Raw genomic sequence first — 22,334 nt, forward strand, 5'->3', positions numbered from 1 at the left:
ATTCGTGGATCAGTTGGGCTTCGGCACGAGGGCGCAGCGGCCCTCGTGACATACGCAGGGGTTCGCGTCGACGCTCTTGCAATCGAGCATCGTGGAGCAGACCGTGTCGGGCGTGCGCGGCTTCGCGTGGGCGACGGCGACACAGGCGTGCGCATGGCAAGGCTCCGCGGGCGCGCACTCGGCGTCCTTCGTACACGGGTCCTCGCTCACCACGGGCGCGGGCAGGCCGCAGGTGATCGGGCCTTCCGCGGCAGGAGGCGGCGGCTCGTTCGGAGCGGACTGGATCGCGCCGGGCTCGGTCGACCCCGGCCCCTCGGCTGCGGAGCCGGCACACGCGACGAGCCCCAGCGCGAGCGCCGTGAGGGACCAACGTAGGGTTTGCATGGGGCGGGAGCTTAGGCGATCGCCCCCGACCGTCAAAGCCGCTTTCGCCCGTCCTCCCGCGGCGTGCGTCCGCGCGGAGGCACGCGGCTGGGGATGTACTAACGTGGCGCCCGTGCACACCCTTTCGCCTCTTCTCGTTGGGCGCCCGATCACCCTCGCCGATCTCGAGGACGTGAGCCGTCGCGGCCGCCCCGTTGCCCTTTGCCCCGAGGCCCGCGCTCGCATCATCGCCTCGCGCCGCGCCGTCGACGCCATCGCGGAGGCCGGCGACTCCGCGCCCGCCGTGTACGGCATCAACACGGGCTTCGGCGCGCTCGCCGAGACGCGTATCGCCGAGCGCGACGTCATCGCCTTGCAGAAGAACCTCGTGCGCAGCCACGCGACCGGCGTCGGACCGGATCTCGGCGAGCCTGAGGTCCGCGCCATGATGGTTTTGCGCGCGCAGGTCGTCGCGCTCGGCTACTCCGGCGTCCGCGCCGAGGTCGTCGATCTTCTCCTCGCCATGCTCAACGCCGGCGTCGCGCCGCGCATCCCCTCGCAAGGATCGGTTGGCGCTTCGGGCGACCTCGCGCCGCTCGCGCACCTCGCGCTCACGCTCATGGGCGAAGGCGAGGCCTCCTTCCGCGGCGAGCGCATGACGAGCGCGGAAGCTCTCGCGCGCGCCGAGCTCCGCCCCGTGGTCCTCGCGGCGAAGGAGGGCCTCGCGCTCATCAACGGCACGCAGTACATGGCCGCCCTCGGCGCGCTCGCCGTGCGTGACGCGCTCGCCCTCTGCACGATCGCCGACGTTGCCGGCGCGATGAGCCTCGAAGCGAACAAGGGCTCGAAGCGCCCCTTCGACGAGCGCCTCATGGCCGTCCGCCCGCACCCGGGCCAGGCCGCGTGTGCCGCGAACCTCCGCGCGATGCTCGACGACAGCGAGATCATGCAGAGCCACGCCGACTGTCCGCGCGTGCAGGACGCCTACTCGCTCCGCTGCATGCCGCAGGTCCACGGCGCCTCGCGTGACGCCCTCGGCTGGGCTGCCGACGTCCTCACCCGTGAGATCAACAGCGTCACCGACAACCCCACCATCTTCCTCCGGGACGACGGCGGCGCCGATCTCCTCTCGGGCGGCAACTTCCACGGCCAGCCGCTCGCGCTCGCGCTCGACCTCGCGGCGATGGCTGCGGCCGAGCTCGCGAACATCAGCGAGCGCCGCGTCGAGCAGCTCGTCAACCCCGCGCTCTCGAGTGGCCTCACCCCGTTCCTCGCGCCGCAGAGCGGCCTGCACTCCGGCTTCATGATCGCGCAGGTCGCGAGCGCCTCGCTCGTCAGCGAGAACAAGGTCCTCTGCCATCCGGCCAGCGTCGACTCGATCCCTTCGAGCGCCGGCCGTGAGGATCACGTCAGCATGGGCAGCGTCAGCGCCCGCAAGCTCGCCCAGGTCATCGAGAACGTCCGCACCTCGCTCGCGATCGAGATCCTCACGGCCGCCCAGGGCATCGATCAGCGCCGTCCCCTCCGCTCCTCGGCCGCCGTCGAGCGAGCGCACGCGGCCGTCCGCTCCGTCTCCCCCACGCTCGACGAGGACCGCCCCCTCTATCGCGACATTGCCGCCGTCCGCGACATCGTCCTTTCGGGCGCCCTCTGCCGCGCCGTGGAAGAGGTCACCGGCTCTCTCCGGTGACCCCTGAAAACGCGCCGGCTCGCCATTTCGATACGAATCCGATACATTCGTTCAGGTGATCTCCGGGCGTGAAGATCCCTTTCCCGCGGTGGCCGTGCGCGACCTCATCGGCATCGTGCGGGCAATGTATGCGGCCGCCAAACTTTCCGGGGCGGGCCGCGCCGAGCTCCAGCGCATCGAGCGTGTCGGCCGGGACCTTGCATCGGCGCTCGAGCTCGCGCAGCGGAGCGGGCCGAACACGATCGGCGCGTCGGCCGCGTGGAAGCGGGCCGAGGAGGCGGCGCTCCGTGCGGGCGACCTCGTCGACGCGTTGACGCCTGCCGAGCCGCTCATGCACGCGGCCCGCGCGCGCATCGCGGGCAAGGCCGTGGGTGAGGGGAAGAAGAAGGCGAGCGCGCGGTGAGCTCGCCGCGGCGCGAGCTCTGATATCCTCGCAGCTTCCCCGAGGTACCCCTGGACCAAGATCAAGCGATGCCCCGTTCGCGGCTCCGGCGCACCGTGGTTGCCGGAACGCTCGCCCTCGCGATGCTCTCGGCCTCGCCGATCACGCGCGCGGACGTGCCTGCCCCTGTCACCCCCGAGGCGTTTGCCCACGCGTATCAGGGCGCGTGGGAGTACCGCTGGGGCGACTCGCCGCGTGATCCCACGGGCGCGCCCGTCTGGGCCACGCCCACCGTGAACGACGGATGGCGCGCCTTGCCGCCGAAGACCGTGCCCGAGGGCCGCGGCGGCGAGCACTTCCTCTGGATGCGCACGCGCCTCGTCGGCGCTGCCGAGCGCGAGCCCGTCCTCTACCTCCAGGGCGTCGATCAGCTCGTCGAGGCGTACGTCGACGGCGCGCTCGTCTACCGGTTCGGCTCGTTCGAGGGGAACGGCGCGCTCCGCTTCCAGGGCTACAAGACGCACTTCATCCCGCTCGGATCGAACTTCGCGGGCAAGACCCTCGCGCTTCGCGTCTACTCCGATCACGTCAACATCGGTCCCTACGGCGAGGTCCTGCTCGGCTCGCGTGCCGACCTCGCGCTCGAAGCCGTCCGCGACGACCTGCCCACGCTCGCGATGGGCATCCTCCTCGTGTCCGTGGGCCTCTTCGTCCTCGGCCTCTTCCTCTCGGAGCGTCGCGACAAATCGAACCTCGCCTACGGCCTGCTCGCGCTCTCGCTCGGGATCTACCTCCCCGCGGCCGTGCCCATCCGGGGCCTGCTCCTCGACGCGCCGCTGTTCTGGATCCACGTCGAGCTCGCGAGCCTCTACCTCACGCCGCTCTTCTTCGCCTCGTACTTCGAGCACGTCTTCGGCCCGGGCCGCTTCCGCTTGCTCCGCGGCTTGCAGTGGGTCCATGGCGCGTACTTCCTCGGCTCGGCGCTCGTCGTCGCGCTTGGGCTCGTCCCCGTCCTGCGCACGCTCCTCCCGTTTCAGATCCTCCTGCTCATCACGATCGCGCTGATGACGGCCCGCGCGATCCTCAACGCGACGCGCGGCAACCTCGACGCGCGCATCTTCACGGCCGGGTTCATCCTGGCCGCCACGGCGGTCTCGCACGACGTGCTCCAGGCGATCGGCCTCGTCCCGCGTGATCACGTCTCGTTCGGGCACGTCGGCACGTTCGCCTTTGCCCTCTCGCTCGGCATCATCCTCGCGCGCCGCTTCGTCGAGGTGCACGAGCGCATGGGCCGCTACTCGCGTGTCCTCGAGCTCAGCCTCGCCTCGGCGCAGGTCCTCGATCGTGGCGGCCAGGCCCGCGTCGCGCTCGACGAGATCGTCCGCCTCCTCGGCGCGCGCGCCGCGCTCCTCTTCGTCACGCCCGAGGGCGGCGCGGTCGCGGGCGCCGAACTCGAAGTCGCTGCGGGCCGCGAGGCTGGCGGCGTGGAGATCCCGCTCGCCTCCGTCATCGCTGGCTTCGCCTCGAACCTCGACGACCTCGTCGAGCAGGTCCGCCTGCGCCGCGAGGCGCGCGTGTGGAAGCGCATCGAAGACACGCGCCGCAGCGCCATGGCTGCGCCGCTCCTCGTCCGCGACGAGCTCCTCGGCGTCCTCTACCTGGAGAGCGACGAATCACGCCGCCACTTCGACGCCGCCGACCTCTCGCTCCTCAACGCCCTTGGCGAAAAACTCTCCATCAACATCGTCTCCACGCGCGCCGTCCGGGCCGAGCTCGAAAGCTCGCTCCACCAGAAGCGCATCGCCGAACAAGCCGCGCTCCTCGAAGCCGCCGCGCGCCTCGCCTCGGGCGACATCAAGACCCCGATCCCCGTCGACGAGAAGAGCGAGTTCGCGGACCTCGCGCGTGGCCTCGACCAGATGCGCCGCGACGTGCAGCAGAAGATCCGCACCATCGAGGCCAAGAAGACCGAGGTCGAGGTCCTCAACGAGGAGCTCCGCCGCAAGATCCAGCAGCACACGTCGAGCCTTCTCTCCTCGCTCCGCACCGACGTCGACGTCGACGAGGACGATCTCGTCACCGCCGCGCCGAGCTTCGCGGTCGGTGCCCTCATCGCCGAGCGCTACCGCGTCATCGAGGAGCTCGGGCAGGGCGCGATGGGCGTCGTCTACGAAGTCGAGCGCGTCCGCGACACGCGCCGCTTCGCCATGAAGGTCCTCACGAGCCGAAGCGACAAGCTTGCGATGGCGCGCTTCGTGCGCGAGGCGCAGATCCTCTCCCGCCTCGACCACCCGAACCTCGCCTCGATCGCCGACGTCGACGTCACGCCCGAGGGCTTGCTCTACCTCGTCATGGAGCTCTGCAAGGGCAAGCCGCTCCATCGCTGCAAAGAGCGCTACCGCGACGTCGCCTGGTGCTGCTCGGTGCTCGGCCAGATGGCCGCGGGACTTGCGGCCGTGCACGCGCAGGGCGTCATCCACCGCGACCTCAAGCCGGGCAACGTCATGGTCGCCGACGACGCCGAGGGCCATGCGCAGGTCAAGCTCGTCGACTTCGGCATCTCCACGCTCACGGGCGAAGTTCAGGAGCGCGCGCCCGCCTCCGAACGGCCCCGCGAGCTCGACACGCCGCCGTCCACGCGCCGCAGCATCGCGCCGCCTCCGCAGGAGGTCACGCGCACGGGCATCCTCGTCGGCACCCCGACCTACATGGGCCCGGAGCTCGCGCAGGGCTCACGCCACTGGAAGGCGCACTCCGACGTCTTCAGCCTCGGCGTCATCGCCTACGAGATCCTCACGGGCAAGCGCCCCTTCAACGTCCCGCCGATCTTCGTCGGCATGCAGGGACAAACGCTCCCGCGCCCCACGGGCCTGCGCCGCGTGGAGGGCCTCCAGGGCGGTCTTGCGCTCCTCTTCGAGCGCTGCATGGACCCCGACCCCGCCGCGAGGCCGACCGCGCAAGAGGTCGCGGAGATGGTCGGCAAGTACGGGTATCGCTGACGTTCGCTCGTCTGCCCGCAGCCTTGACGCCATCGATCCGCTGGGTCTAGGAGCCCTTCCATGGGGTTCCTGGAGCAGCTCCGCGGCTACCTGGAGCGGGTCGGGCGAGCGCCCGAGGGGCTGCCGTACACGAAGATAGACGTCGGAGCGCACCGGCGGTTTCTCTTCGAGGCGCTTGAGCGTCAAGGGGCCGGGGATCCTGCGGCCGCGGAGCGCATCTGGGAGCGCTGGACGGCCGGTCGAAGATTCGAAGCGCTCGTCCAGTCGTTGGCCATGGCGATCCTCGAAGAGGTCGAGCCCGATGCACGAGGTCAGCGGCTCGCGGTTCTGATCGACATCGGCTTCGGGATCCTGTTGGGGGCAAGGAGCAGCAATGCGGCTATCCCGACGACGGGATCCAAGTTCAAGGACGACCTGCTGTACGACGCCGGCATGAGCGCCTTGTACGCCGAGTCGATAGCGGGAATCGCCGACCGCTGGCACTTCCTACCGGACTACGCTTTCGAGACAAGGCTCGTCCAGCGCCGCGGTGAGAACGTCGTGCTCTCTCGTTGCGGTCGAACGCTCCTCGAGACGCCGGGGCTCGATGCCCTCCGCTGGTTGCTGGCCCTGGAGGCGGCACAGTCGCTGGGGCGTGAGGACGACATGCGCTTGTCGCCCGAGCTGGCCGCGCTGCTCTCGAACAACCCAGAGCGCCATGAGACCGTTGATGATGACGCTGAGCCGCACGAGGAATGGCAGATATCGTGGGCCACGGTTCGCCGTCTCGGCGCGCTCGGCCTCTTGAAGTACCACGACGATCCTGACCTGGAGTCGCCCTACATTCGGGGCTACGAGGTCATTGAGCGTCACCGATCCCTCCTCGACGACATCGCGCAACGACGGTCCACGCCGTTCGCGGTCCTCGCAGACGCGCTCCTACGGGATGAAGTGGCAGGGATCGTGGAGCGTATCCATCCCGATGCCGCACGTGTTTCGCAAGAAAACGCGGCTGCCGCCTCCGCGCTCCAGGCGCGCATGGTCGCCCACGAAATTCGGAACGCGCTGATCCCCGTCCAGGTCACGTTTTCATCCCTGATATCCGATCTCGTTTCCGGTGATTCGACCGGCCCGAGACACCGGCAACGAGCGCGAATCGAGGCGGGCATCCAGCGAGCCCTCGACTTCGTCGACGGGATGCTTCGGGTCGCCAATCTGGGCCTCGAGGGGCCCTCCACGTTCGACGTCGACAGCGCCTTGCGTGATGCCTGCGCCGCCCTTTCTCGCGAGCTGAACGGCAACTTTCGGCAAGCGTTCAATACCTCGGGTGCGACCCTCATGGGGCCGCGTGCGCGCTTCATCCTCGCCGTGGCGAATTTGCTACGGAATGCCGCACAAGCGATCACGGGTGTCGTGGACGGGAGGGTGTCGATCGCGACTGAGGTCGGCGCTGATCACATATCGATCCACGTGGATGACAATGGCTCCGGAGTTCCCCAGGAGCAACGGAGCGTCGTCTTCGAGCCCGGCTTCACGTCCCGGTCGGGAGGGAGCGGACAGGGCCTCGCGCTCGTCCGGCAAGTCGTGGAGGGCGAGATGCGTGGTACGGTCACGTGCACGGAGAGTCCGCTCGGCGGCGCGCGGTTTTCGTTACGGTTTTCGAGGTCGACATGAACGGCGGCGGACGGCTCCTCATCATCGACGACGACAACCTCTTCCTGGAGACGTACGAGGATCTCCTGTCCGCCTGGGGGTACAAGGTCGAGAGCGCCACGACCCGGACGAAGGCCCTGGAGCGCCTCGACGAACCGGGCTGGAGCGTCGTCCTCGTCGACCAGAAGCTCGACGGGCCTGGCGGAGGCGATGACGGGCTCGACCTCATCGCCGAGGTGGGGATACGCGCGCCTGGCGCGAAGGCCATCCTCGTGACTGCATACGCCTCCAACGAAGCGGTCGAGCGCGCGTTCAAGGATGGCGCATATGATTACCTCGAAAAGCGCTCCGTCTTCGCCGCGCTCCTCCGCGTGAAGGTCCGCAACGCCATGGAGGCCGTCCGCGAACGATGGCTGGGCGCGCTCGATCAGGGGGAGACGGAGAAAGCTATCCGCGCGACGTGGGAAGCCGTCCAGGCAGAGAAAGACCGCAACAGAAAAGGGCTCCTCCTCGAGCAGCTCATGGAGCTGCTCCTCAAGACGATTCCCGGCTTCCAGCGTCTCCGCGCGCGCATGAAGAACGAGCTCGAGGAGCTCGACATCCTCGTGCAGAACAATGCGCCCGACCCGCTCTGGCAAAAGGAGAGCCCCTACATCCTCGTCGAGTGCAAGAACTGGTCGAGCCACGTGGGGACGAAGGATGTGAGGGATCTCCTCGGCAAGCTCGAGGGGCGTTACAAGCGGTGCCGGGTGGCCCTCTTCGTCGCAGCCGGCGGTTTCGCCGATACGGTTCGACTGGAGCTTCGTTCGCGGGCGCGTGAGGAAAATCTCGTCCTCCTCCTCGGTCCAGGCGACCTGGAGACCCTTGTCAATTGCTCGGATCGCAGCGCCGTCCTGAAGGAGATCCACCAGCGCGCCGTCGCCGCGACCTTCGACCATGGGCGGGATGAATGAAGACGCCGATCGATGAGCGCCTCTGACAGACCGCCCCTGTCCGCGCTCCCCCTCGACCCCCAGCGACGCCGGACCGCCCTGTAGTCGCGCCGACATCGACCCCCAGCGACGCCGGACCGCCTCCGCCCGCGCCGCGCCTCGACCCCCAGCGACGCCGGACCGCCTCCGCCCGCGCCCACCCTCGACCCCCGCCTCCGCCGGACCGCCTGTACCCGCGCCGCTACTCCGGCCTCATCACGCGCACAGGCCTTCCATCCGGCCCCATACGAACCTCTCCCGGCGGCTGCGTCAGGCTTGGCGCCTCCGCGTTCACCGTGAACGACTGCACCCGCTCGCGCACCCGCCCATCGAACGTCCCGCGCACCCGCACTGCGAGATCGGCCCGCGTCGCCGGCGCCGTGAACGACACCTCCACGGAGGCCTTCTCGCCCCTGCCGAACTCCCGGTTCTGCACCGGCTCCTTCGCGCTCGTCACGACGAGCCCGTCCACGCCCCACACCTCCACGGACACCTCGCTCGCGGACTCCTCGAAGTCGATCGTCAGCACCGCGCTCGACGACGCGAGCCTCCCTTCCACCTTCACGGGCGCGCCCGGCTTCTGCGTCCGCACCTCGCCTCCCTCGTCGACGTTCGCCTCGGCGGCGCTCGGCGTATCGGGTCCGACGTGATCGGGCTCCTTCCGCTCGACCGTCCCGCACGCGGCCACGACACAAGCGAGCATCCAGAGCGCGCGCATCTCGTTCCCTCTCTTCATGGCAGGACCTCGATCTTCACTTCGTACGGCCCCGAAATTTCTCCGTACCCTTGCACGTTGACCACGTAGTCCTCGCCTGCGGCCGTGGAGAACGACACCGTCTCGTCGCCGCTCTCCGACGCCGCGCTGTCGAGCTCCTTGCCCCGCAGGTACACGTAGAGATCCACGTCGCTCGTCGCGCTCGAGCTCACCTGCATCGTCCCGCCCGTGCCCTTCACGCGCAGGAATCGGTTTTGCCCGAGCAGCGCCTGATCGAGCCCGCCGATCAGCGTCAACGTCACCGACTCGTTCGCCGCGACCGGCACGAACACCGGCAGCGCCCCCGGATCCTCGGCCGCGTGCGTCTCGCCCGTGCCCCACGCGTCCGTCACCGGATCGATCCCGAACGAGCTGCCCGACCCGTGATGCCCGACCAGCGCGTCGATCGCCGTCGCCGCCTCCGGATGCGCGCTCTTCAGCCCCGCGACGAAGGGGAACAGCGTCGTCATCGCCGGCGTCGCCTTCAGATCGCCGATCATCACCGCATACACGCCTTGTAGCTTCAGCTCGACGCCGTCGAACGCCTCGGCGTACCCGTCGTACGCGTCGAACACCACGTTCTGCACCGTCGTCTCCGAGTACCAGCCGGGCTTCGCGGATGAGCTCGTGTCGTTCTTCTCGATGTCCTCCGAGAACCCGTCCTTCTGCCCGGGGCCCATCGAGTCCGTGTAGACCGTGTCCGGGTCGAGGATCATCGCCGAGAGCGCGTTGCAGAACCCCTCGCTGAATGCGAGCCGTGGATCGAGCACGTCGCCGAACCCGTGCGACCCGCCCCAGCTATCCGAGCGCGTGATGTGCTCCTCGAACGAGTGCCCCCACTCGTGCACCAGCACGTGCGTGTCGAACTCGTCCGTGTCCACGTTCTCCTTGCCGAGCACGTAGATCTGATCGCCGTCCCAGTGCGACGTCCCGATCTGGCCGGACGAGACGGGCCCGTCCTCGGGCCGATTGTCCACGCTCCAGTTGATCTCGAGCTTGGGGAACACCGGCGGCGGCGTCGTCTCGTCGAGGAACCGCCGCGCCGCCGTGTAGGCCGCGTCGAGCACCGAAAACGGCGCCGCGAGCCGCGGTTTGCCGTACGAAATCCCCGTCCACCCCGTCGTCGCCACCACGTCGAGGGACGTCGGCTCCTCGGCCACGACCTCGGCGCTCTCCAGCACGTACGTCGCGTCGCTCGCCGTGTTGTCCACGACGAGGATGGAGGGCTCCATCGTCTCGGCGTAGACCCACACCTTCACCTGCGCCGTGCCTTTCCAGTCGAAGCCATACCGGCCCATCGCGTCGGACGTCGTCTCCGCGAGGAGCGTCTCGTTCGCCGCGTCGAGCAGCGCCACGCGCGCGCCGCGGATCGGCTTCTGGTCCACCTTCGTGTAGTCGAGCCCGTCCGCCACGCGGTCGTACGCGACGGTCTCGTACAGAAGCGTCCCCGAAAGCCTTGGATTCTCGGGCGGCGGCTCGCCCGTCCCGCCGGGCTTCACCGCGGGTTCGTCGCTGCCGCAACCTGAAAAGGGCAACGCGCCCAGCACGAACAGCGCTGCCAACCGAATTCTCGAACGTGCGGATCCCGCGCCGAACATCCCCCGAAAGTATCGAAGGGTCATCCGCCCCGTCAACGCCCGGAGTCGCGCGACGTACGCGTCTGTCCCCGTCGTTTTCGGGCATCTCGATTGCAGAGGCCGCAAGACATCATGCAATCGACGATGCTTCGGCCGTTCCTGCTGTCCCAAGCTGCGCTTTTGCTGCTCCTCGCCGCCGCGGGTTGTCAGGAACGAGGAGATCACGACGACGCGATGAAAGGCGATGGGGCCTCGCTCGGCGCATCGGATGACTTCGATCGCCGGGACGGAGGATCCGACGCGGGCGCATGCGACGAACGTCCGAACCTCGAATCCGGCACGGCTGTCGACCCGAACGATCCGTGCGGTACGCTCCTCGGCGAGGGCGAGCCGCTCGCGCGCGCTGCGTGGGTGAGCGCGCCGGAACCGAACTTCCAGATCTCCCAGGCTGTCGGCGTCACGTGGTTCGCCGAGTATGCGTCCCGCGTGCCCGTCGAGCCGCGCGACGGCTACGCGCTCGAGCTCGAGCGCTGCGACACCCCGGCGCACAAGGCGACCATCTGCACGACGGCGCCGCTCGTGCTCCCCGCGAACGAGTGCGGCACGGGCATCGTCCGCTTCGGCGTCGATCCCACGCAGTACCGGCGCGGGACGAACCTCTACACGTTCACCGTTCGTCTGCGCCGTGGTTGTGTCGTCGACAGCGTCGACACGTTTTCCCTGACGGTCGATTACAACCCAGGTCCTTAGGGGCGGAAAAAAGCGCGGATTCCTCGTGCTGCCCCCCCGACCTCGGCTAGCATCGCGGCCGATGGACTTCGTCCCGGGGGCGACTATTGGGGGCAAGTACCGTCTCGCGCGCAAGATCGCCGAGGGCGGTATGGGCGAGGTGTGGATCGGCGCGCAGGTCTCGGGCGCGCTCGTCGCGATCAAGCGCCTTTTGCCGGACGCCGCGCGTGATCCCCACCTCGTCACGCGCTTCCGCCGCGAGGCGCTCCTCCTCGGCAAGATCGAGAGCGACCACGTCTCGCGCGTCATCGAACAGACGACCGATCCCGAGTTTGGCCTCCTGCTCGTCATGGAGTACGTCGAGGGCTTGTCCCTCGCGGATCTGCTCGAAAAGCAGGGCACGCTTTCCGTCGAGGAGGTCCTCGACATCGGCGAGGGCGTCGCGCGGGCCATCGCGGACCTGCACCGCGCCAGCATCATTCATCGCGACGTCAAACCCGAGAACGTCATCCTGCGGCGCCTGCCGAGCGGCGAGCGCCGCGCCGTGCTCATCGATTTCGGCCTCGCCCGCCTCCTCGATCCGGCCGAGGACCAACGCGGCAAAGAGGAGACGCTCACGGGCATCACCCGCGCCGACATGGCCGTCGGCACCATCCCGTACATGGCGCCCGAGCAATTCCTGAACTCGCGCGAAGTCAGCGGTACGGCCGACGTCTACGCGCTCGGCGCGATCCTCTATCGCGCCGCCTCGGGCCGGAATGTCTTCGGCGAGCAGGACGACCTCGCTTATGCGCGCCAGAAGCTCAGCGACGAAGCCCCGCCCATCGCGCTCACCCGCAAGGACCTCGTGGCCGAGCGCCTCTCCGCGATCGTCATGCGCGCCGTCAAGCGCAGGCCCGCCGAGCGATACGAGGGCATCGAGCCCATGCTGAAGGACCTCGCCGAGGCCCGCGCGCTCGCGCGCCCGCAAAGCTCCGACACCGACGCGCCCACGCAGGCGGCGCCCGTCTCCTCGCTCCTCGGCTCGGCCCCCACGCAGCTCCCCTACAACACGTCCGCCGCGGCTCCGCCTCCTGCCTCCTCGCGCCTCGGCCCTTCGGCCTCGCTGCAGCGCCCGTCCCCTGCGCTCACCGTGCCGATGCCGGCCGTCTCCGACATTCCCGACCCGGGCCCACCGGCGGCCCTCCGCCGTCCGTCGCCCGCGTTTGGCGTTCCCGCGGTCGCGCCGCATGCGGCCACGCCGCAGGTGATCATCACGCCGCCGGCCGTCGCGCCGACCGTCGCCGCGCCGCCGCCCATCGCCCCGCCGCTCGGCCGTCCTCCCGGCGTCAGCTTCGGCGAAATGCCGCATGCCTCGAGGCCCGCGCCGGCCGTCGTCATCCCGGCCGACGCCGTCCCGCGCCGCGCCGCCTTTGCATTTGGCCTCGTCGCGCTCGGCGTCGGGTTCGTCCTCGGATTCGTCGCGCACGCGATCGTCGCGGGCGGGGCTCCCTGACAAACCCGTTTCCCCCGCGCGGCCCTCGCGGCCGGCCGTAGCCCTCGGGTGGAATGTCGCGGTATCCTGGAGCGTAACCCGGGTCCCGCCGATGCGAACCACCGCGTCCACCTTCTTCCTCGCTGGCCTCACCTCGCTCGCGGCCCTCGCCGCCTGCAAATCCGGCGAGCAAACCTCGCCGACCGACGCCACCCCCCAACCCGCCTCGAACGCGGCTCCGGCCGCCGAGCCTGCGCGCGCGCGCAAGCCCCCGCTCGTGCGCGAGGGCGGCGCGCTCATCCGCTCGCCCTCTGAGCCTGCGCTCTGGCTCGCGGACGAGGATCAACAGGTCGTCCGGCGCATCGCGCTCCCCGCCGACGCCCAGAACCCGCCCGTCGCCGTCAAGATGCCCGGGCCACCGGCGGCCGTCCTCGCCCTCGACGACCGCGTCCTCGTCACGGTCCGTGGCATTCGCAAGACCGACGATCCCGCATCACCTTACGAAGGCCCGGGCCTCTTGCTCGTCATGCGCCCCGATCCCGCGGCGGGCCTCGTCGAGATGGGCCGCGTCGAGCTCCCGGCCGACGCCTGGGGCCTCGCGATCACCCCCGACGAATCCACCGCGCTCGTCACCTCCCCGTGGACGCACGCGGTCTCGGCCGTCGACCTCAAAACACTCGAGAAACGCTGGACCCTCGACGTCCCCCGCGAGCCGCGCGCCGTCGTCGTCTTGCCCGACGGGAAAACCGCGTACGTCACGCACATCGACCGCGCCACGCTCTCGCGCATCGACGCCGTCGATGGCCAGGCCCGCGTCAAGGACCTCCCCTTCCCGGCGGCCCCGTTGCGCACCCCGCCCGATCCGGCGCGGCGCGAGGCCGCGACGCTCGCGTATTCGGCCGTCCTCTCGCCCGACGGCGCGCGCCTCTTCGTCCCGCGCCACGCGCTCGGGGCCATGGGCGAGAGCGCGTGGAATGGGCAAAACACCGTCGACATCCTCTCGACGGTCGACGAGAGCCCGCTCGCCGTGCGTGCGCCGCGCTGGTTCGTCATGCAATCGAAGCCGTTCCAGAAGACCCTCGGCGAGTTCGGTCTCGAAGAGGCCGATCCGCACCTCACGGGACCGGCGCCTGCGCAGATCGGCGAGGTCTTCGTCCAGCCGCGCGCCGTCGTGTATCGCAAGAAGACGCGCACCTTGCTCGTGGCCAGCGAGGGCACCGATATGCTCGTCGAGCTCGACGCGCTCTCCCTCGAGCCCTCGCTCGGCGCCCTTCGCAAATACGACCTCGGCGTGGACACGAATACCGAGGACGACAAACCCGGCGCCACCCGCTGCGGCGCGCCCACCGGAATCGCGCTCTCCGAGGACGAGGGCACGGCCTTCGTCTTCTGCCGATCGAGCCACGACCTCGCGATCGTCCGGCTCGACGCCTTCGACAAGCGTGCTCCCTATGAATCCTCGCCCCCTGGCATATTCTCCCTCGGCCCGGATCTCCTGCCCGAGCAGGCCGCCATCGGCCGCCGGCTTTATTACAATGCGCGCGACTGGCTCATGAGCGGCTCGTTTGCTTGCGCCGGCTGCCATCCCGAGGGACGTGACGACGGGCACGTGTGGCACGAGGACATCCGGGAGAACTACGAGCAAAAGGGCAAGTACGAGCCCAATGCGATGCATGCCTTCGAGGACAAGCAGGCGTTCGAGGGCTTCCTGAAGGGCGCCCCGCGCCAGACGCCGATGCTCGCGGGCCGCGTCGCCGCGTTCGGACCTTATGGCTGGAAGGGCGAGAGCCCGAACCTGAAGCACCGCGTGATCGTCGGCTTTGGCCTTCACCGCTGGCTCGGCGGCGGTCCCTTGAGTTATTCCGCGGACAAGACGCTCCCGCGCGCCGAGGCCATCATCGCCTTCGCCCGCCAAGGCCTCGTCCCGCCCCCGCGCGACCATCACGAAAAGACCGCCGAGGAGAAGCGCGGCGAGGAGCTCTTCAACGACGCCAACGTCGGCTGCGCGACCTGCCATGTGCCGAAGACCGATTACACGAACCGCGCGCTCGTGGGGCTCGGCCCGTGGGCATTCGACAAGGCACGTTTCGACACGGAGATGGAGGACGACTGGAAGTTCAAGACGCCCTCGCTGCTCTACATCGCCGGCAGCGCGCCCTATTACCACGACGGCAGCGTGGCCACGCTCGAGGAGCTCATCGAGCGCAATGGCAAGCGCATGGGCCATACGGATCATCTTTCCAAGGAGGATCGGGCGGCGCTCGTCGCCTTCCTGAAGACGTTATGAACACCTCGAACCTGCGCCGCGCCGTGGCCTTTGCGCCGCCGTTCCTGCTTCTCTTCGCGTTCTTCTCGCTCGCCGTGGCCGAGGAGGCGCCCGCGCCCGCGGCTGCGCCCGCGCCCGCCTCCGCTGCCGCTGCCGCGCCCGCGCCCGCCTCCGCGTCCGCCGCTGCGCCTGCGGACCCGAGCGCGCCTTCCCTCGGGGAATGGTCTCCGCCCGAGACGGCGTCCGAGAAACCCACGGCCGAGGAATGGGAAAAGGCCACGCCGCTCGAGCTCCTCCGGCCTCACGAGTTCTGCACGGCGTCCGCGGTCCGCGAATGGCTACGTGTCTCGTGTCGGGACCCGCGGGACGAATTCAAGGGTCTCCGCGTCGTCGGCGGCTCCGAGCAGGACGTCTCGATCACCGACTTCAAGGTCAAGGGCAAGAGCAAGGACTTCGAGGGCAAGGAGATCGACAAGACCTTCGACGGCCTGCACGTGGTTTTCCCCGTGCGCAAAGGGGATCGGCGCGTGATGAGCCTCGTGAGCTGGGCTTCCTGCGGCTGGAAGTGCTGGTACATGCGAGAGGACACGTTCGTGACCATCTCCGAGCTCTGGCTGCCCGGCGAAGAGCGCCCCACGATCGTCCTGCACTGAACGCGGTCTTGTCGCAGACCGCCGCGCCGGGGCGCTGCCCCGGGCCCCGCGGGGGCTGTTCGCCCCTCGACCCGAACCAGGGCAAGCCCTGGACTCGTGTTGGAAGAACTGCGCGGTGCGCAGTTCTTCCAAAAGGCCGGTGATGGCCTTGACTTGGCCTGTTCGATGAACTGCGCGGGAGCGCAGTTCATCGACCCCGGGTCCAGCGCTTGCGCTGGTCCAGGTCCAGGGGCGGATAGCCCCTGGTGGGGCCTGGGGCAAAGCCCCAGCGCGGCGCCTCCCTTCTTCTCCCTCGCGCTCGGCGCAATCGTCCGCCGTCGCCGCAAATGAAGACGAGCTAGGACAAAACCCGTCCGATCGCGCTCGCGTTTTCCCTCCTCTCACTGCCGCGTCTGTGCTTGGTGGGACAATTGCTGTCCTACCCGGATCACGTTTTTCGGTGCGGGTTCGTCCAATGCGGTGCATATTCGCTCCTGGTCGTACCGAGCCGAGAGCGCGGTGAGCGCGGAGAGGCCGGACGATCGAGAGCTTCACCAGCGATAAAGACCCTTGGAATTCCGGCGAGAAGGAGGCCGGTCGGCGCGTCCGCGAGGGCGAACCGAGAACCACATCCACATGCCCCGACGTTCCACTCCCGATGCGTTTGCACTTCAGGTTGGCGCCCGTATCCGCGAGCTCCGTTACGAGATGAACATGTCCCTCGCGGCGCTTGCCGACGCGAGTGAGCTTTCGAAGGGCCATCTCTCGAGCGTCGAGCATGGCCTCGCCGCGATCACGATCGGCACGATCGCCCGGCTCGCGCAGGGCTTCGGCGTGCCGCCGATGTACCTGCTCACGTTCGCGGCGGAGGACGAGCGCGCTCACGCGGCCGAGCTCCTCCGCTACCTGCCCCAGAGCGAGGTGAGGAAGCTGCGCCGCCAGATCCAGGCGCAGGTCGCCGCCCGCAAGTAATCGCATCCCACAACAAAACTACCTGGAGAGCGCTGATCGGCGGGTCCGATCGGCGCTCTCGCTTTTTGTCCACCACGAAAGAAGCTAGGACAGTCAATGTCCATCACGCCCGTCGTTTTCCCTGGCCTCGATACGGGGGCCATGCTGGGTAGGACATTGAAGGTCCGATCCGCTTTCGGTTTTTCGTGCAGGTTCGTCTGAATGGGTGCATATTCGTTTTCGTGGTCGCCGCGGTGGTCGCGGGCAGTGCGCGACGCGAGGCGACGAGAGCTTCCGAAAACGACAGACGAACCGTTTTTCCCCGGCGCGAAGGAGGCCGGTCGGATTGCCCGCGAGGGCGAACCGAGAACCATATCAAAATGCCGCGACGTTCCACCCCCGAGCCGTTTGCCCTCCAGGTCGGTACCCGTATTCGCGCGCTTCGCAAGGAGCGCAATATGTCCCTCGGCGCCCTCGCCGACGCGAGCGCGCTCTCGAAGGGCCACCTCTCGAGCGTCGAGCACGGCCTCGCCGCGATCACGATCGGCACGATCGCGCGCCTCGCGGAGGGCTTCGGCGTGCCTCCGATGTACCTCCTCACGTTCGCCGAGGAGGACGAGCGCGCCAAGACCGCCGAATTGCTCCGCTACCTCCCGCAGACCGAGGTGCGGAAGCTGCGCCGCCAGATCCAGGCGCAGGTCGCCGCGCGCAAGTAATCGATTCCTCCGCCCTGGGACGTCCCTCCCGCTCCCGGGGTGTTCCAGGGCCGCACCACTTCCTTGTCTTTCGATCGGGGGTGCACGGAGACGTGCGCCTCCGGTCTACCTTTTGTCTGCGGCGAGGTGCTTCTCTCGGCACGCGATCAGCCACGCCTTGGCCGATTCGTGATCCTCGAAGAAGGCCGAGACGTTCTTTTGGCCCTGCAACAAATTCGCCGCGCGCATGAACAGCGCGACGACCACGCGCATCTTGAAGGTCGCGCCCACGTAGGCCGAGTAATACGTGCCCGCCGGCCGCGGCCGTTCGGCGCCCATCTTGCGCGCGGTGGAGTCGAGCCCGCCGAACGCCTGCATGTCGAAGAGCGCGAGCTGAAATTTGCCTTCGTGCTCATCCATGTCCGGGAGAGCGACGAGGATGCGCATGTCGTCCACGGTGATCGGTCCCCGGTAGATGTGTACGGCGATCCCGGGTTCCTCGAAGGTAAGGGTATGCTTTCCGAACTGAATCGGGTCTCGCTGCTTCATCCCTCGTTCTTGGCCTCCCTCACGCCGGGAGCACCCGGAGTGAGCCCTTCACCACGCCGTATCCCCCCTCCGTCCTGAGCGCCCGAAAAACCTCCGGCGCGTGCATCTTGCCTTCGAGCAGCCGCCGGTATGTCCCGACGATCGTCGCCACGTCCTCCGCCGTCTCGCGCACGAGCTCGATCCGGAATCGCCGCACGCCGCCTCGCATCGCCGCCGCCGCGAGGCTCGCCGCGCTCTGCGCCGCCGCGTGGAACACCGTGTTCCGGCAGCCCACGTCCGCCTCCACCGGGTGCTCCATCCCGGCGCGATCCCGCAAAGACACCTTGTGTTTTTCGCACGGCCTGCCGCAATCCCGAAAATCCTTCCCCGTGGAGAGCAGTGCCGCGATCACGCAATGCTCCATGTGGAAGAGCGGCATCGGGTGGTGCAGGACCACCTCGGCGAACGGTCCGAACGGCGAATCGAGCATGCGCTCGAGCTGCGCCGCGTCGAGGTCGAACGAGGGCGTGAACGCCGAGAGCCCGTGCGAGAGCACCTCCGCCGCCGTCAATCGGTTCGTCACGTTCAGCGAAAAATCGCCGATCCGCGGGATCGACAGCGCCGCGCCTTCCCGCAGCGCGCCGAGCCCCCGCACGAGCAAGAGATCGGGCGAGAGCGAGAGCAGGTACCGATCGATCTTCTCCTCGCCCGGCTTGCGAATGCGCGGCGGCGCGACGCCGATCGTCACGTTCGGCCGCGACGCGCGCAGCGCGCGCAAGGCCGCGCCGGTGCCCACGAGCTCCAGGAAATCGAGGTAAACACCGTCCGCGCCTGCGTCAAGCGCCGCCGCGGCTTGTGCCTCCGTCCGGCAGAGCACGAAAAGACCGGCCGGCGGCGGGCTCCGATCGGGCGGGCTCGACGCGCGCACGAGGTCCTGGAAATGCACCGACGTCGTCTCCAGTTTCCGCGCGGCCGACGCGAAGAGACCCTCGACGAGCGCGCGGCGCGCCCGGTTCAGCGACGACGGCGGGATCATCACGCCCGCGGGCAGGTTCGCCTCGATCTCCGCGATCTCGAACGGCGTATCGCCGAGCCGCCCGAGTTTGTCCTTCAGAACCGCGGCGACATCCGCGCCGCCCCGCGCTTCGCCGATCGGCGCGTCACCCGTCACCGCGGAGCGTAGCCCCGACGTCGTCCACGCCTCGAACCGCGGCATCTCCCCGATCGCGCCCGACACGCGGATCGAGAGCGGCACCTTCCGCGGCGACCGCTCAATCTCCGCGAGGATCGCCTTTTCCGTCGCGGGATCGTCTGTCTTCCACACGCGCCGGCCCGGCTTCGCCACGTCGACCCGACAATCGGGCCCGAGCCAGACGGAGACCTCCTCGCCCGCCTCGGCGCGCGGCGTGTCCGCGCCGTTCGTCGCGATCGTCCAGACGCGCCCGCCGATCTCGCCCGCGCCCGCGAATCCTCCTTCCACGAGCACGCCGTCGCCGCGCGAAAGCGCCTCCGCGAGCCGGACCCGCAAGAACGTTTTTCCTCGCGCGCGCGTGGTGCCGACGAGCTCGCCCACCGGCAACCCGCGATGATCACAGGCGCGCCCCTCCACGAGCCGCTGATGATCCACGCCGGCGAGAAACCCCGGACCCGATCCCCGTGAATACGTTTGCAGCGCGGTTTTTCGGATCGAACCGAGCGCCTCGCTCGGGCCCGCGCTGCTCGCTTCGAGCGCCGCGCGGTAGAGCCGCGTCGTCGCGGCCACGTAGTCGGGGCCCTTCAGCCGCCCTTCGATCTTCAGCGACGACACGCCGAGCTCGGCGAGCTTCGGCACGAGCGCGCTCGCTTCCAGATCCTCGGGCGACAGGAGATACGCGTGATCCCCGAGCTCCCGCTTTTCTCCGTCGACGACGAGCTCGTACGGCAGCCGGCATGCTTGCGCGCATGCCCCGCGGTTCGCGCTGCGACCTCCGATGGCCTCGCTCGTCAGGCACTGCCCCGAATACGCGATGCAGAGCGCGCCGTGCACGAAGACCTCGATCTCCACGTCCGTCGCGCGCCGGATCGCCGCGATGTCGTCGACCGACAGCTCGCGCGCCAGGATGACGCGGCTCGCGCCGAGCTCGCGCGCGAGCTCCACGGCCCCCGCGTCGGTGCACGTCATCTGCGTCGAGGCGTGGATCGGAAGCGCCGGCGCGATCGCCCGCACGAGCCGCGCGACCCCGAGGTCCTGCACGATGACCGCGTCCACGCCCGCCTCCGCGCACGTGCGTACCGCGTTCTCGACGTTCTCGAGCTCCTCGTCGAAGACCAGCGTGTTCAGCGTGACGTACCCGCGCACGCCGTGCTCGTGCAGGAACGCCATCGTCCGCGCGAGCCCTTCGGCGTCGAAGTTTTTCGCGCGCGCCCGCGCGTTGAAACCTTGGAGCCCGAAATAAACCGCGTCCGCGCCGGCCAGCACCGCGGCCCGGAGCGCAGCTTCGTCACCGGCGGGGGCGAGGATCTCGGGGCGCCTCGGCTGCGCGGGGGTGCTCATGGTCGGACCCTATAACGCAACCCGAAAGCGGTGGCACGCAAGCTGCGCGGTTGTACTCTTTGGCCCGCCATGCCTCCGGCCGACGTCAGCGAGACCCGCAGAGACCTCGATGAGCTCGACCATGCGCTGCTCGACCTCGTCGCGCGGCGGAGGGCGCTCGTCGGCGCGCTCTTCGCGAAAAAGCGGGCGCTCGGCCTGCCGCGCGTGGATGCGGCGCGCGAGGTGGAGCTCCTCGCGGATCGTCGCGCCTACGCCGAGCGCCTCGGTGTCCCGGCGGAGCTCGCCGAGGTGATCTTCCGGGCCATCCTCGAGGACAGCCATACACGAACGTAGGTTCGAGTGGATTTATCGCGCGGCGATGGACCATGATGCGAAGCCCATGAGTGAACAACCTGCTTCTCAGCCCACGAACAAGTGGATTTACGTCGTCCGGGCCGTGCGGCCGGACCTCCTGCAGACCGGCCCCACGGAGACCGAGATGGCCACGCTCGGTCGGCACGGCGCGTACCTTGAAGAATTGAAGGCGCGGGGCGTGCTCGTCTTCGTCGGCCGGACGCTCACGACCGGCCCGGAGACGTTCGGCATGGCCGTCGTCGAGGCCGCGGACGATGCCGCCGCGCGCGCGATCGTCGACGCCGACCCGGTCGTGTCCGAGGGCCTGATGCGGGCCGAGCTTTATCCCTTTTTCATCGCCGGCATGCGCGCTCTGGGTTGAGACATGAGCAGGAAGACCCTCTCGGCCGAGACTGTCGCGATCGTGAAGGCGACGGCCCCGGTGCTCGCCGAGCATGGCGCGACGATCATTCGTCATTTCTACCGCCACCTGCTCCACGATCACCCCAAGCTCGAGTTGCTCTTCAACCCGGCCAACCAGGGCACGGGCGAGGAGAAAACACGTGGCTCGCAGCAGGAGGCGTTCCGGGGGGATTTCTTCGGCCAAGAGGGCGCCCGAGGCGCCGCGCTGACGAACGTGCTCAATGGCTCCATGACGAGCCTCGACGACCTGCCCGCGCTCAAGGCCACGGTGATGCGCATCGCGCACCGGCACGCCTCGCTCGACATCCGGCCCGAGCATTACCCGATCATCGGGCAATACTTCCTCGCCTCGGTGAAGGCCATCCTCGGCGACGTCGCGACGGACGAGATCATGGCCGCGTGGCGGGAGGCGTATGGCGTCCTCGCGGATCTCTTCATCGAGGTCGAGCGGGATCTCATGCAGAAAAACGCCCACGCGCCGGGCGGATGGGAAGGGTTCCGGCCGTTCGTGGTCCGGCAGAAGGTGAAGGAATCGGAGGACGCCGCCTCGTTTTACCTCTCGCCCAAGGACGGCGGCCCCGTGCCGCATTACGAGGCCGGCCAGTACGTCACGTTCCGCCTCGAGGTGCCCGAATTTTCGCGCCGCGGCGGCAATACCGTGTATCGCAATTACTCGCTCTCCACGGCGCCGGGGAAGGGGTATTTCCGGGTCACGATCAAGCGCGAGTTCGGCGCGAAGGGGAACCCCGACGGCGTCTGCTCCCGGTTTTTCCACGAGCACGTGCGGGAGGGGGACGTGCTCGACGTCTCCACGCCGTTCGGCGAGTTCACCCTCGTCGACTCGCCGCGCCCGCTCGTCTTCATCGGCGCGGGAATCGGCATCACCGCGGTGTTCAGCCTTTTCCAGAGCGCGCTCGATCGCGGCATCGACCGGCCCATTTACTTCTTCCTGATGATGCGCGACGGGCGCCACCACCCGCTCCGGCGGGAGATCGAGGCGCTCGCGCAGCGCCACCCGAACGTGACGCTCCACCGCTGCTATTCGCAGCCCTCGGCCGAGGACGAGCTCGGGCGAGATTACGAGACGCATGGTCGGCTCGGGCTCGGCACGCTCGGGCGGAACCTTCCTGGAAACGATTGCGAGTTCTATTTCACGGGCCCCATTCCCTTCATGCGCACGATCCGCGGGGCGCTGCACCTCTTTGGGGTGGCGGCCGATCGCGTCCACTACGAATGCTACGGGCCTCACGGACCGGAGATCGAGGCTGACGTGCGCTAGTACATCATCCCCAAAGTTCGTAGTCGTTCCCATCCCTCCGCGCCCTCCTCTTTGGGTTCGTCCGAGAGCAACGGGGGTTCGTCATGGAAACATCCTTCCCTGTTGTTCTGTTCAGGGGCACAT

Annotated in this window: 19 protein-coding genes; 14 read left to right on the forward strand and 5 right to left on the reverse strand. The window is 68.8% G+C overall.

The window, feature by feature from the left end; genetic code table 11:
* Positions 1-9: 9 nt before the first annotated feature.
* On the reverse strand, positions 10-384 hold the full coding sequence (locus KEG57_RS49510; protein ID WP_272427070.1) for a hypothetical protein: 375 nt from the start codon (positions 382-384) through the stop codon (positions 10-12).
* A 112-nt stretch (positions 385-496) separates the two neighbouring features.
* On the opposite strand from KEG57_RS49510, the gene hutH reads away from it, so the two are divergent.
* From hutH to KEG57_RS49535, 5 genes are all read left to right on the forward strand, one after another.
* Positions 497-2,053, forward strand: coding sequence for a histidine ammonia-lyase (gene hutH, locus KEG57_RS49515; protein WP_272427068.1), 1,557 nt, complete (start codon positions 497-499; stop codon positions 2,051-2,053).
* Between the two features lie 88 nt (positions 2,054-2,141).
* Positions 2,142-2,456: a hypothetical protein gene (locus KEG57_RS49520; protein WP_272427067.1), complete on the forward strand. Its 315-nt coding sequence runs from the start codon at positions 2,142-2,144 to the stop codon at positions 2,454-2,456.
* A 68-nt stretch (positions 2,457-2,524) separates the two neighbouring features.
* The gene (locus KEG57_RS49525) at positions 2,525-5,434 is read left to right on the forward strand and encodes a protein kinase domain-containing protein (RefSeq protein WP_272427065.1); all 2,910 of its coding nucleotides are present in this window, start codon (positions 2,525-2,527) and stop codon (positions 5,432-5,434) included.
* Positions 5,435-5,707: 273 nt separating this feature from the next.
* Positions 5,708-7,087 carry a sensor histidine kinase gene (locus KEG57_RS49530; protein ID WP_272427064.1) on the forward strand — a complete coding sequence of 460 codons (1,380 nt, stop codon included), beginning with the start codon at positions 5,708-5,710 and terminating at the stop codon, positions 7,085-7,087.
* Positions 7,084-8,019, forward strand: a complete 936-nt coding sequence (locus tag KEG57_RS49535) for a response regulator (protein ID WP_272427063.1) — start codon at positions 7,084-7,086, stop codon at positions 8,017-8,019. The genes KEG57_RS49530 and KEG57_RS49535 overlap by 4 nt, the downstream gene beginning before the upstream one ends.
* 220 nt (positions 8,020-8,239) lie before the next feature.
* Here KEG57_RS49535 and KEG57_RS49540 read toward each other — a convergent pair whose 3' ends face one another.
* Complete coding sequence (locus tag KEG57_RS49540; protein WP_272427062.1) at positions 8,240-8,773, reverse strand: hypothetical protein; 534 nt, start codon at positions 8,771-8,773, stop codon at positions 8,240-8,242.
* Positions 8,770-10,353 carry a hypothetical protein gene (locus KEG57_RS49545; protein ID WP_272427061.1) on the reverse strand — a complete coding sequence of 528 codons (1,584 nt, stop codon included), beginning with the start codon at positions 10,351-10,353 and terminating at the stop codon, positions 8,770-8,772. The genes KEG57_RS49540 and KEG57_RS49545 overlap by 4 nt, the downstream gene beginning before the upstream one ends.
* 147 nt (positions 10,354-10,500) lie before the next feature.
* On the opposite strand from KEG57_RS49545, the gene KEG57_RS49550 reads away from it, so the two are divergent.
* The 6 genes from KEG57_RS49550 to KEG57_RS49575 all read left to right on the forward strand — a co-directional run bounded on the left by KEG57_RS49550 (position 10,501) and on the right by KEG57_RS49575 (position 17,136).
* A complete protein-coding gene (locus KEG57_RS49550) occupies positions 10,501-11,118 on the forward strand; it encodes a hypothetical protein (RefSeq protein ID WP_272427060.1) in 618 nt (205 codons plus the stop codon).
* Positions 11,119-11,179: 61 nt separating this feature from the next.
* Positions 11,180-12,592 carry a serine/threonine-protein kinase gene (locus KEG57_RS49555; RefSeq protein ID WP_272427059.1) on the forward strand — a complete coding sequence of 471 codons (1,413 nt, stop codon included), beginning with the start codon at positions 11,180-11,182 and terminating at the stop codon, positions 12,590-12,592.
* A 91-nt stretch (positions 12,593-12,683) separates the two neighbouring features.
* Positions 12,684-14,858, forward strand: coding sequence for a hypothetical protein (locus tag KEG57_RS49560; protein WP_272427058.1), 2,175 nt, complete (start codon positions 12,684-12,686; stop codon positions 14,856-14,858).
* Positions 14,855-15,490: a hypothetical protein gene (locus tag KEG57_RS49565; protein WP_272427056.1), complete on the forward strand. Its 636-nt coding sequence runs from the start codon at positions 14,855-14,857 to the stop codon at positions 15,488-15,490. The genes KEG57_RS49560 and KEG57_RS49565 overlap by 4 nt, the downstream gene beginning before the upstream one ends.
* Before the next feature lie 615 nt (positions 15,491-16,105).
* Positions 16,106-16,441 carry a helix-turn-helix domain-containing protein gene (locus KEG57_RS49570; protein ID WP_272427055.1) on the forward strand — a complete coding sequence of 112 codons (336 nt, stop codon included), beginning with the start codon at positions 16,106-16,108 and terminating at the stop codon, positions 16,439-16,441.
* Between the two features lie 359 nt (positions 16,442-16,800).
* A complete protein-coding gene (locus KEG57_RS49575; protein WP_272427054.1) occupies positions 16,801-17,136 on the forward strand; it encodes a helix-turn-helix domain-containing protein in 336 nt (111 codons plus the stop codon).
* Between the two features lie 105 nt (positions 17,137-17,241).
* Here KEG57_RS49575 and KEG57_RS49580 read toward each other — a convergent pair whose 3' ends face one another.
* Both KEG57_RS49580 and KEG57_RS49585 read right to left on the reverse strand, forming a co-directional pair.
* Positions 17,242-17,664 carry a hypothetical protein gene (locus KEG57_RS49580; protein ID WP_272427053.1) on the reverse strand — a complete coding sequence of 141 codons (423 nt, stop codon included), beginning with the start codon at positions 17,662-17,664 and terminating at the stop codon, positions 17,242-17,244.
* Positions 17,665-17,683: 19 nt separating this feature from the next.
* The gene (locus KEG57_RS49585) at positions 17,684-20,176 is read right to left on the reverse strand and encodes a peptidase U32 family protein (protein ID WP_272427052.1); all 2,493 of its coding nucleotides are present in this window, start codon (positions 20,174-20,176) and stop codon (positions 17,684-17,686) included.
* 69 nt (positions 20,177-20,245) lie between these two features.
* Between KEG57_RS49585 and KEG57_RS49590 the strand changes: the two genes are divergently transcribed.
* From KEG57_RS49590 to KEG57_RS49600, 3 genes are read left to right on the forward strand one after another with little or no spacing between them, the layout of a single operon-like run.
* Positions 20,246-20,509, forward strand: coding sequence for a chorismate mutase (locus KEG57_RS49590; RefSeq protein ID WP_272427051.1), 264 nt, complete (start codon positions 20,246-20,248; stop codon positions 20,507-20,509).
* Between the two features lie 46 nt (positions 20,510-20,555).
* Positions 20,556-20,891 carry a YciI family protein gene (locus KEG57_RS49595; protein ID WP_272427050.1) on the forward strand — a complete coding sequence of 112 codons (336 nt, stop codon included), beginning with the start codon at positions 20,556-20,558 and terminating at the stop codon, positions 20,889-20,891.
* A 3-nt stretch (positions 20,892-20,894) separates the two neighbouring features.
* On the forward strand, positions 20,895-22,211 hold the full coding sequence (locus KEG57_RS49600; protein ID WP_272427049.1) for a globin domain-containing protein: 1,317 nt from the start codon (positions 20,895-20,897) through the stop codon (positions 22,209-22,211).
* The last annotated feature ends 123 nt before the right edge of the window (positions 22,212-22,334 follow it).

Source organism: Polyangium jinanense (assembly GCF_028435365.1).

Bases quoted from the DNA above. Each gene is read 5' to 3' on its own strand.
- KEG57_RS49530 (WP_272427064.1), top strand. From the start codon at position 5,708: ATGGCGATCCTCGAAGAGGTCGAGCCCGATGCACGAGGTCAGCGGCTC.
- KEG57_RS49585 (WP_272427052.1), bottom strand. From the start codon at position 20,176: ATGAGCACCCCCGCGCAGCCGAGGCGCCCCGAGATCCTCGCCCCCGCC.
- KEG57_RS49550 (WP_272427060.1), top strand. From the start codon at position 10,501: ATGCAATCGACGATGCTTCGGCCGTTCCTGCTGTCCCAAGCTGCGCTT.
- KEG57_RS49525 (WP_272427065.1), top strand. From the start codon at position 2,525: ATGCCCCGTTCGCGGCTCCGGCGCACCGTGGTTGCCGGAACGCTCGCC.
- KEG57_RS49600 (WP_272427049.1), top strand. From the start codon at position 20,895: ATGAGCAGGAAGACCCTCTCGGCCGAGACTGTCGCGATCGTGAAGGCG.
- KEG57_RS49595 (WP_272427050.1), top strand. From the start codon at position 20,556: ATGAGTGAACAACCTGCTTCTCAGCCCACGAACAAGTGGATTTACGTC.
- KEG57_RS49535 (WP_272427063.1), top strand. From the start codon at position 7,084: ATGAACGGCGGCGGACGGCTCCTCATCATCGACGACGACAACCTCTTC.
- KEG57_RS49540 (WP_272427062.1), bottom strand. From the start codon at position 8,773: ATGAAGAGAGGGAACGAGATGCGCGCGCTCTGGATGCTCGCTTGTGTC.
- KEG57_RS49560 (WP_272427058.1), top strand. From the start codon at position 12,684: ATGCGAACCACCGCGTCCACCTTCTTCCTCGCTGGCCTCACCTCGCTC.
- KEG57_RS49555 (WP_272427059.1), top strand. From the start codon at position 11,180: ATGGACTTCGTCCCGGGGGCGACTATTGGGGGCAAGTACCGTCTCGCG.
- KEG57_RS49510 (WP_272427070.1), bottom strand. From the start codon at position 384: ATGCAAACCCTACGTTGGTCCCTCACGGCGCTCGCGCTGGGGCTCGTC.
- KEG57_RS49590 (WP_272427051.1), top strand. From the start codon at position 20,246: ATGCCTCCGGCCGACGTCAGCGAGACCCGCAGAGACCTCGATGAGCTC.
- KEG57_RS49570 (WP_272427055.1), top strand. From the start codon at position 16,106: ATGCCCCGACGTTCCACTCCCGATGCGTTTGCACTTCAGGTTGGCGCC.
- KEG57_RS49580 (WP_272427053.1), bottom strand. From the start codon at position 17,664: ATGAAGCAGCGAGACCCGATTCAGTTCGGAAAGCATACCCTTACCTTC.
- KEG57_RS49565 (WP_272427056.1), top strand. From the start codon at position 14,855: ATGAACACCTCGAACCTGCGCCGCGCCGTGGCCTTTGCGCCGCCGTTC.
- KEG57_RS49575 (WP_272427054.1), top strand. From the start codon at position 16,801: ATGCCGCGACGTTCCACCCCCGAGCCGTTTGCCCTCCAGGTCGGTACC.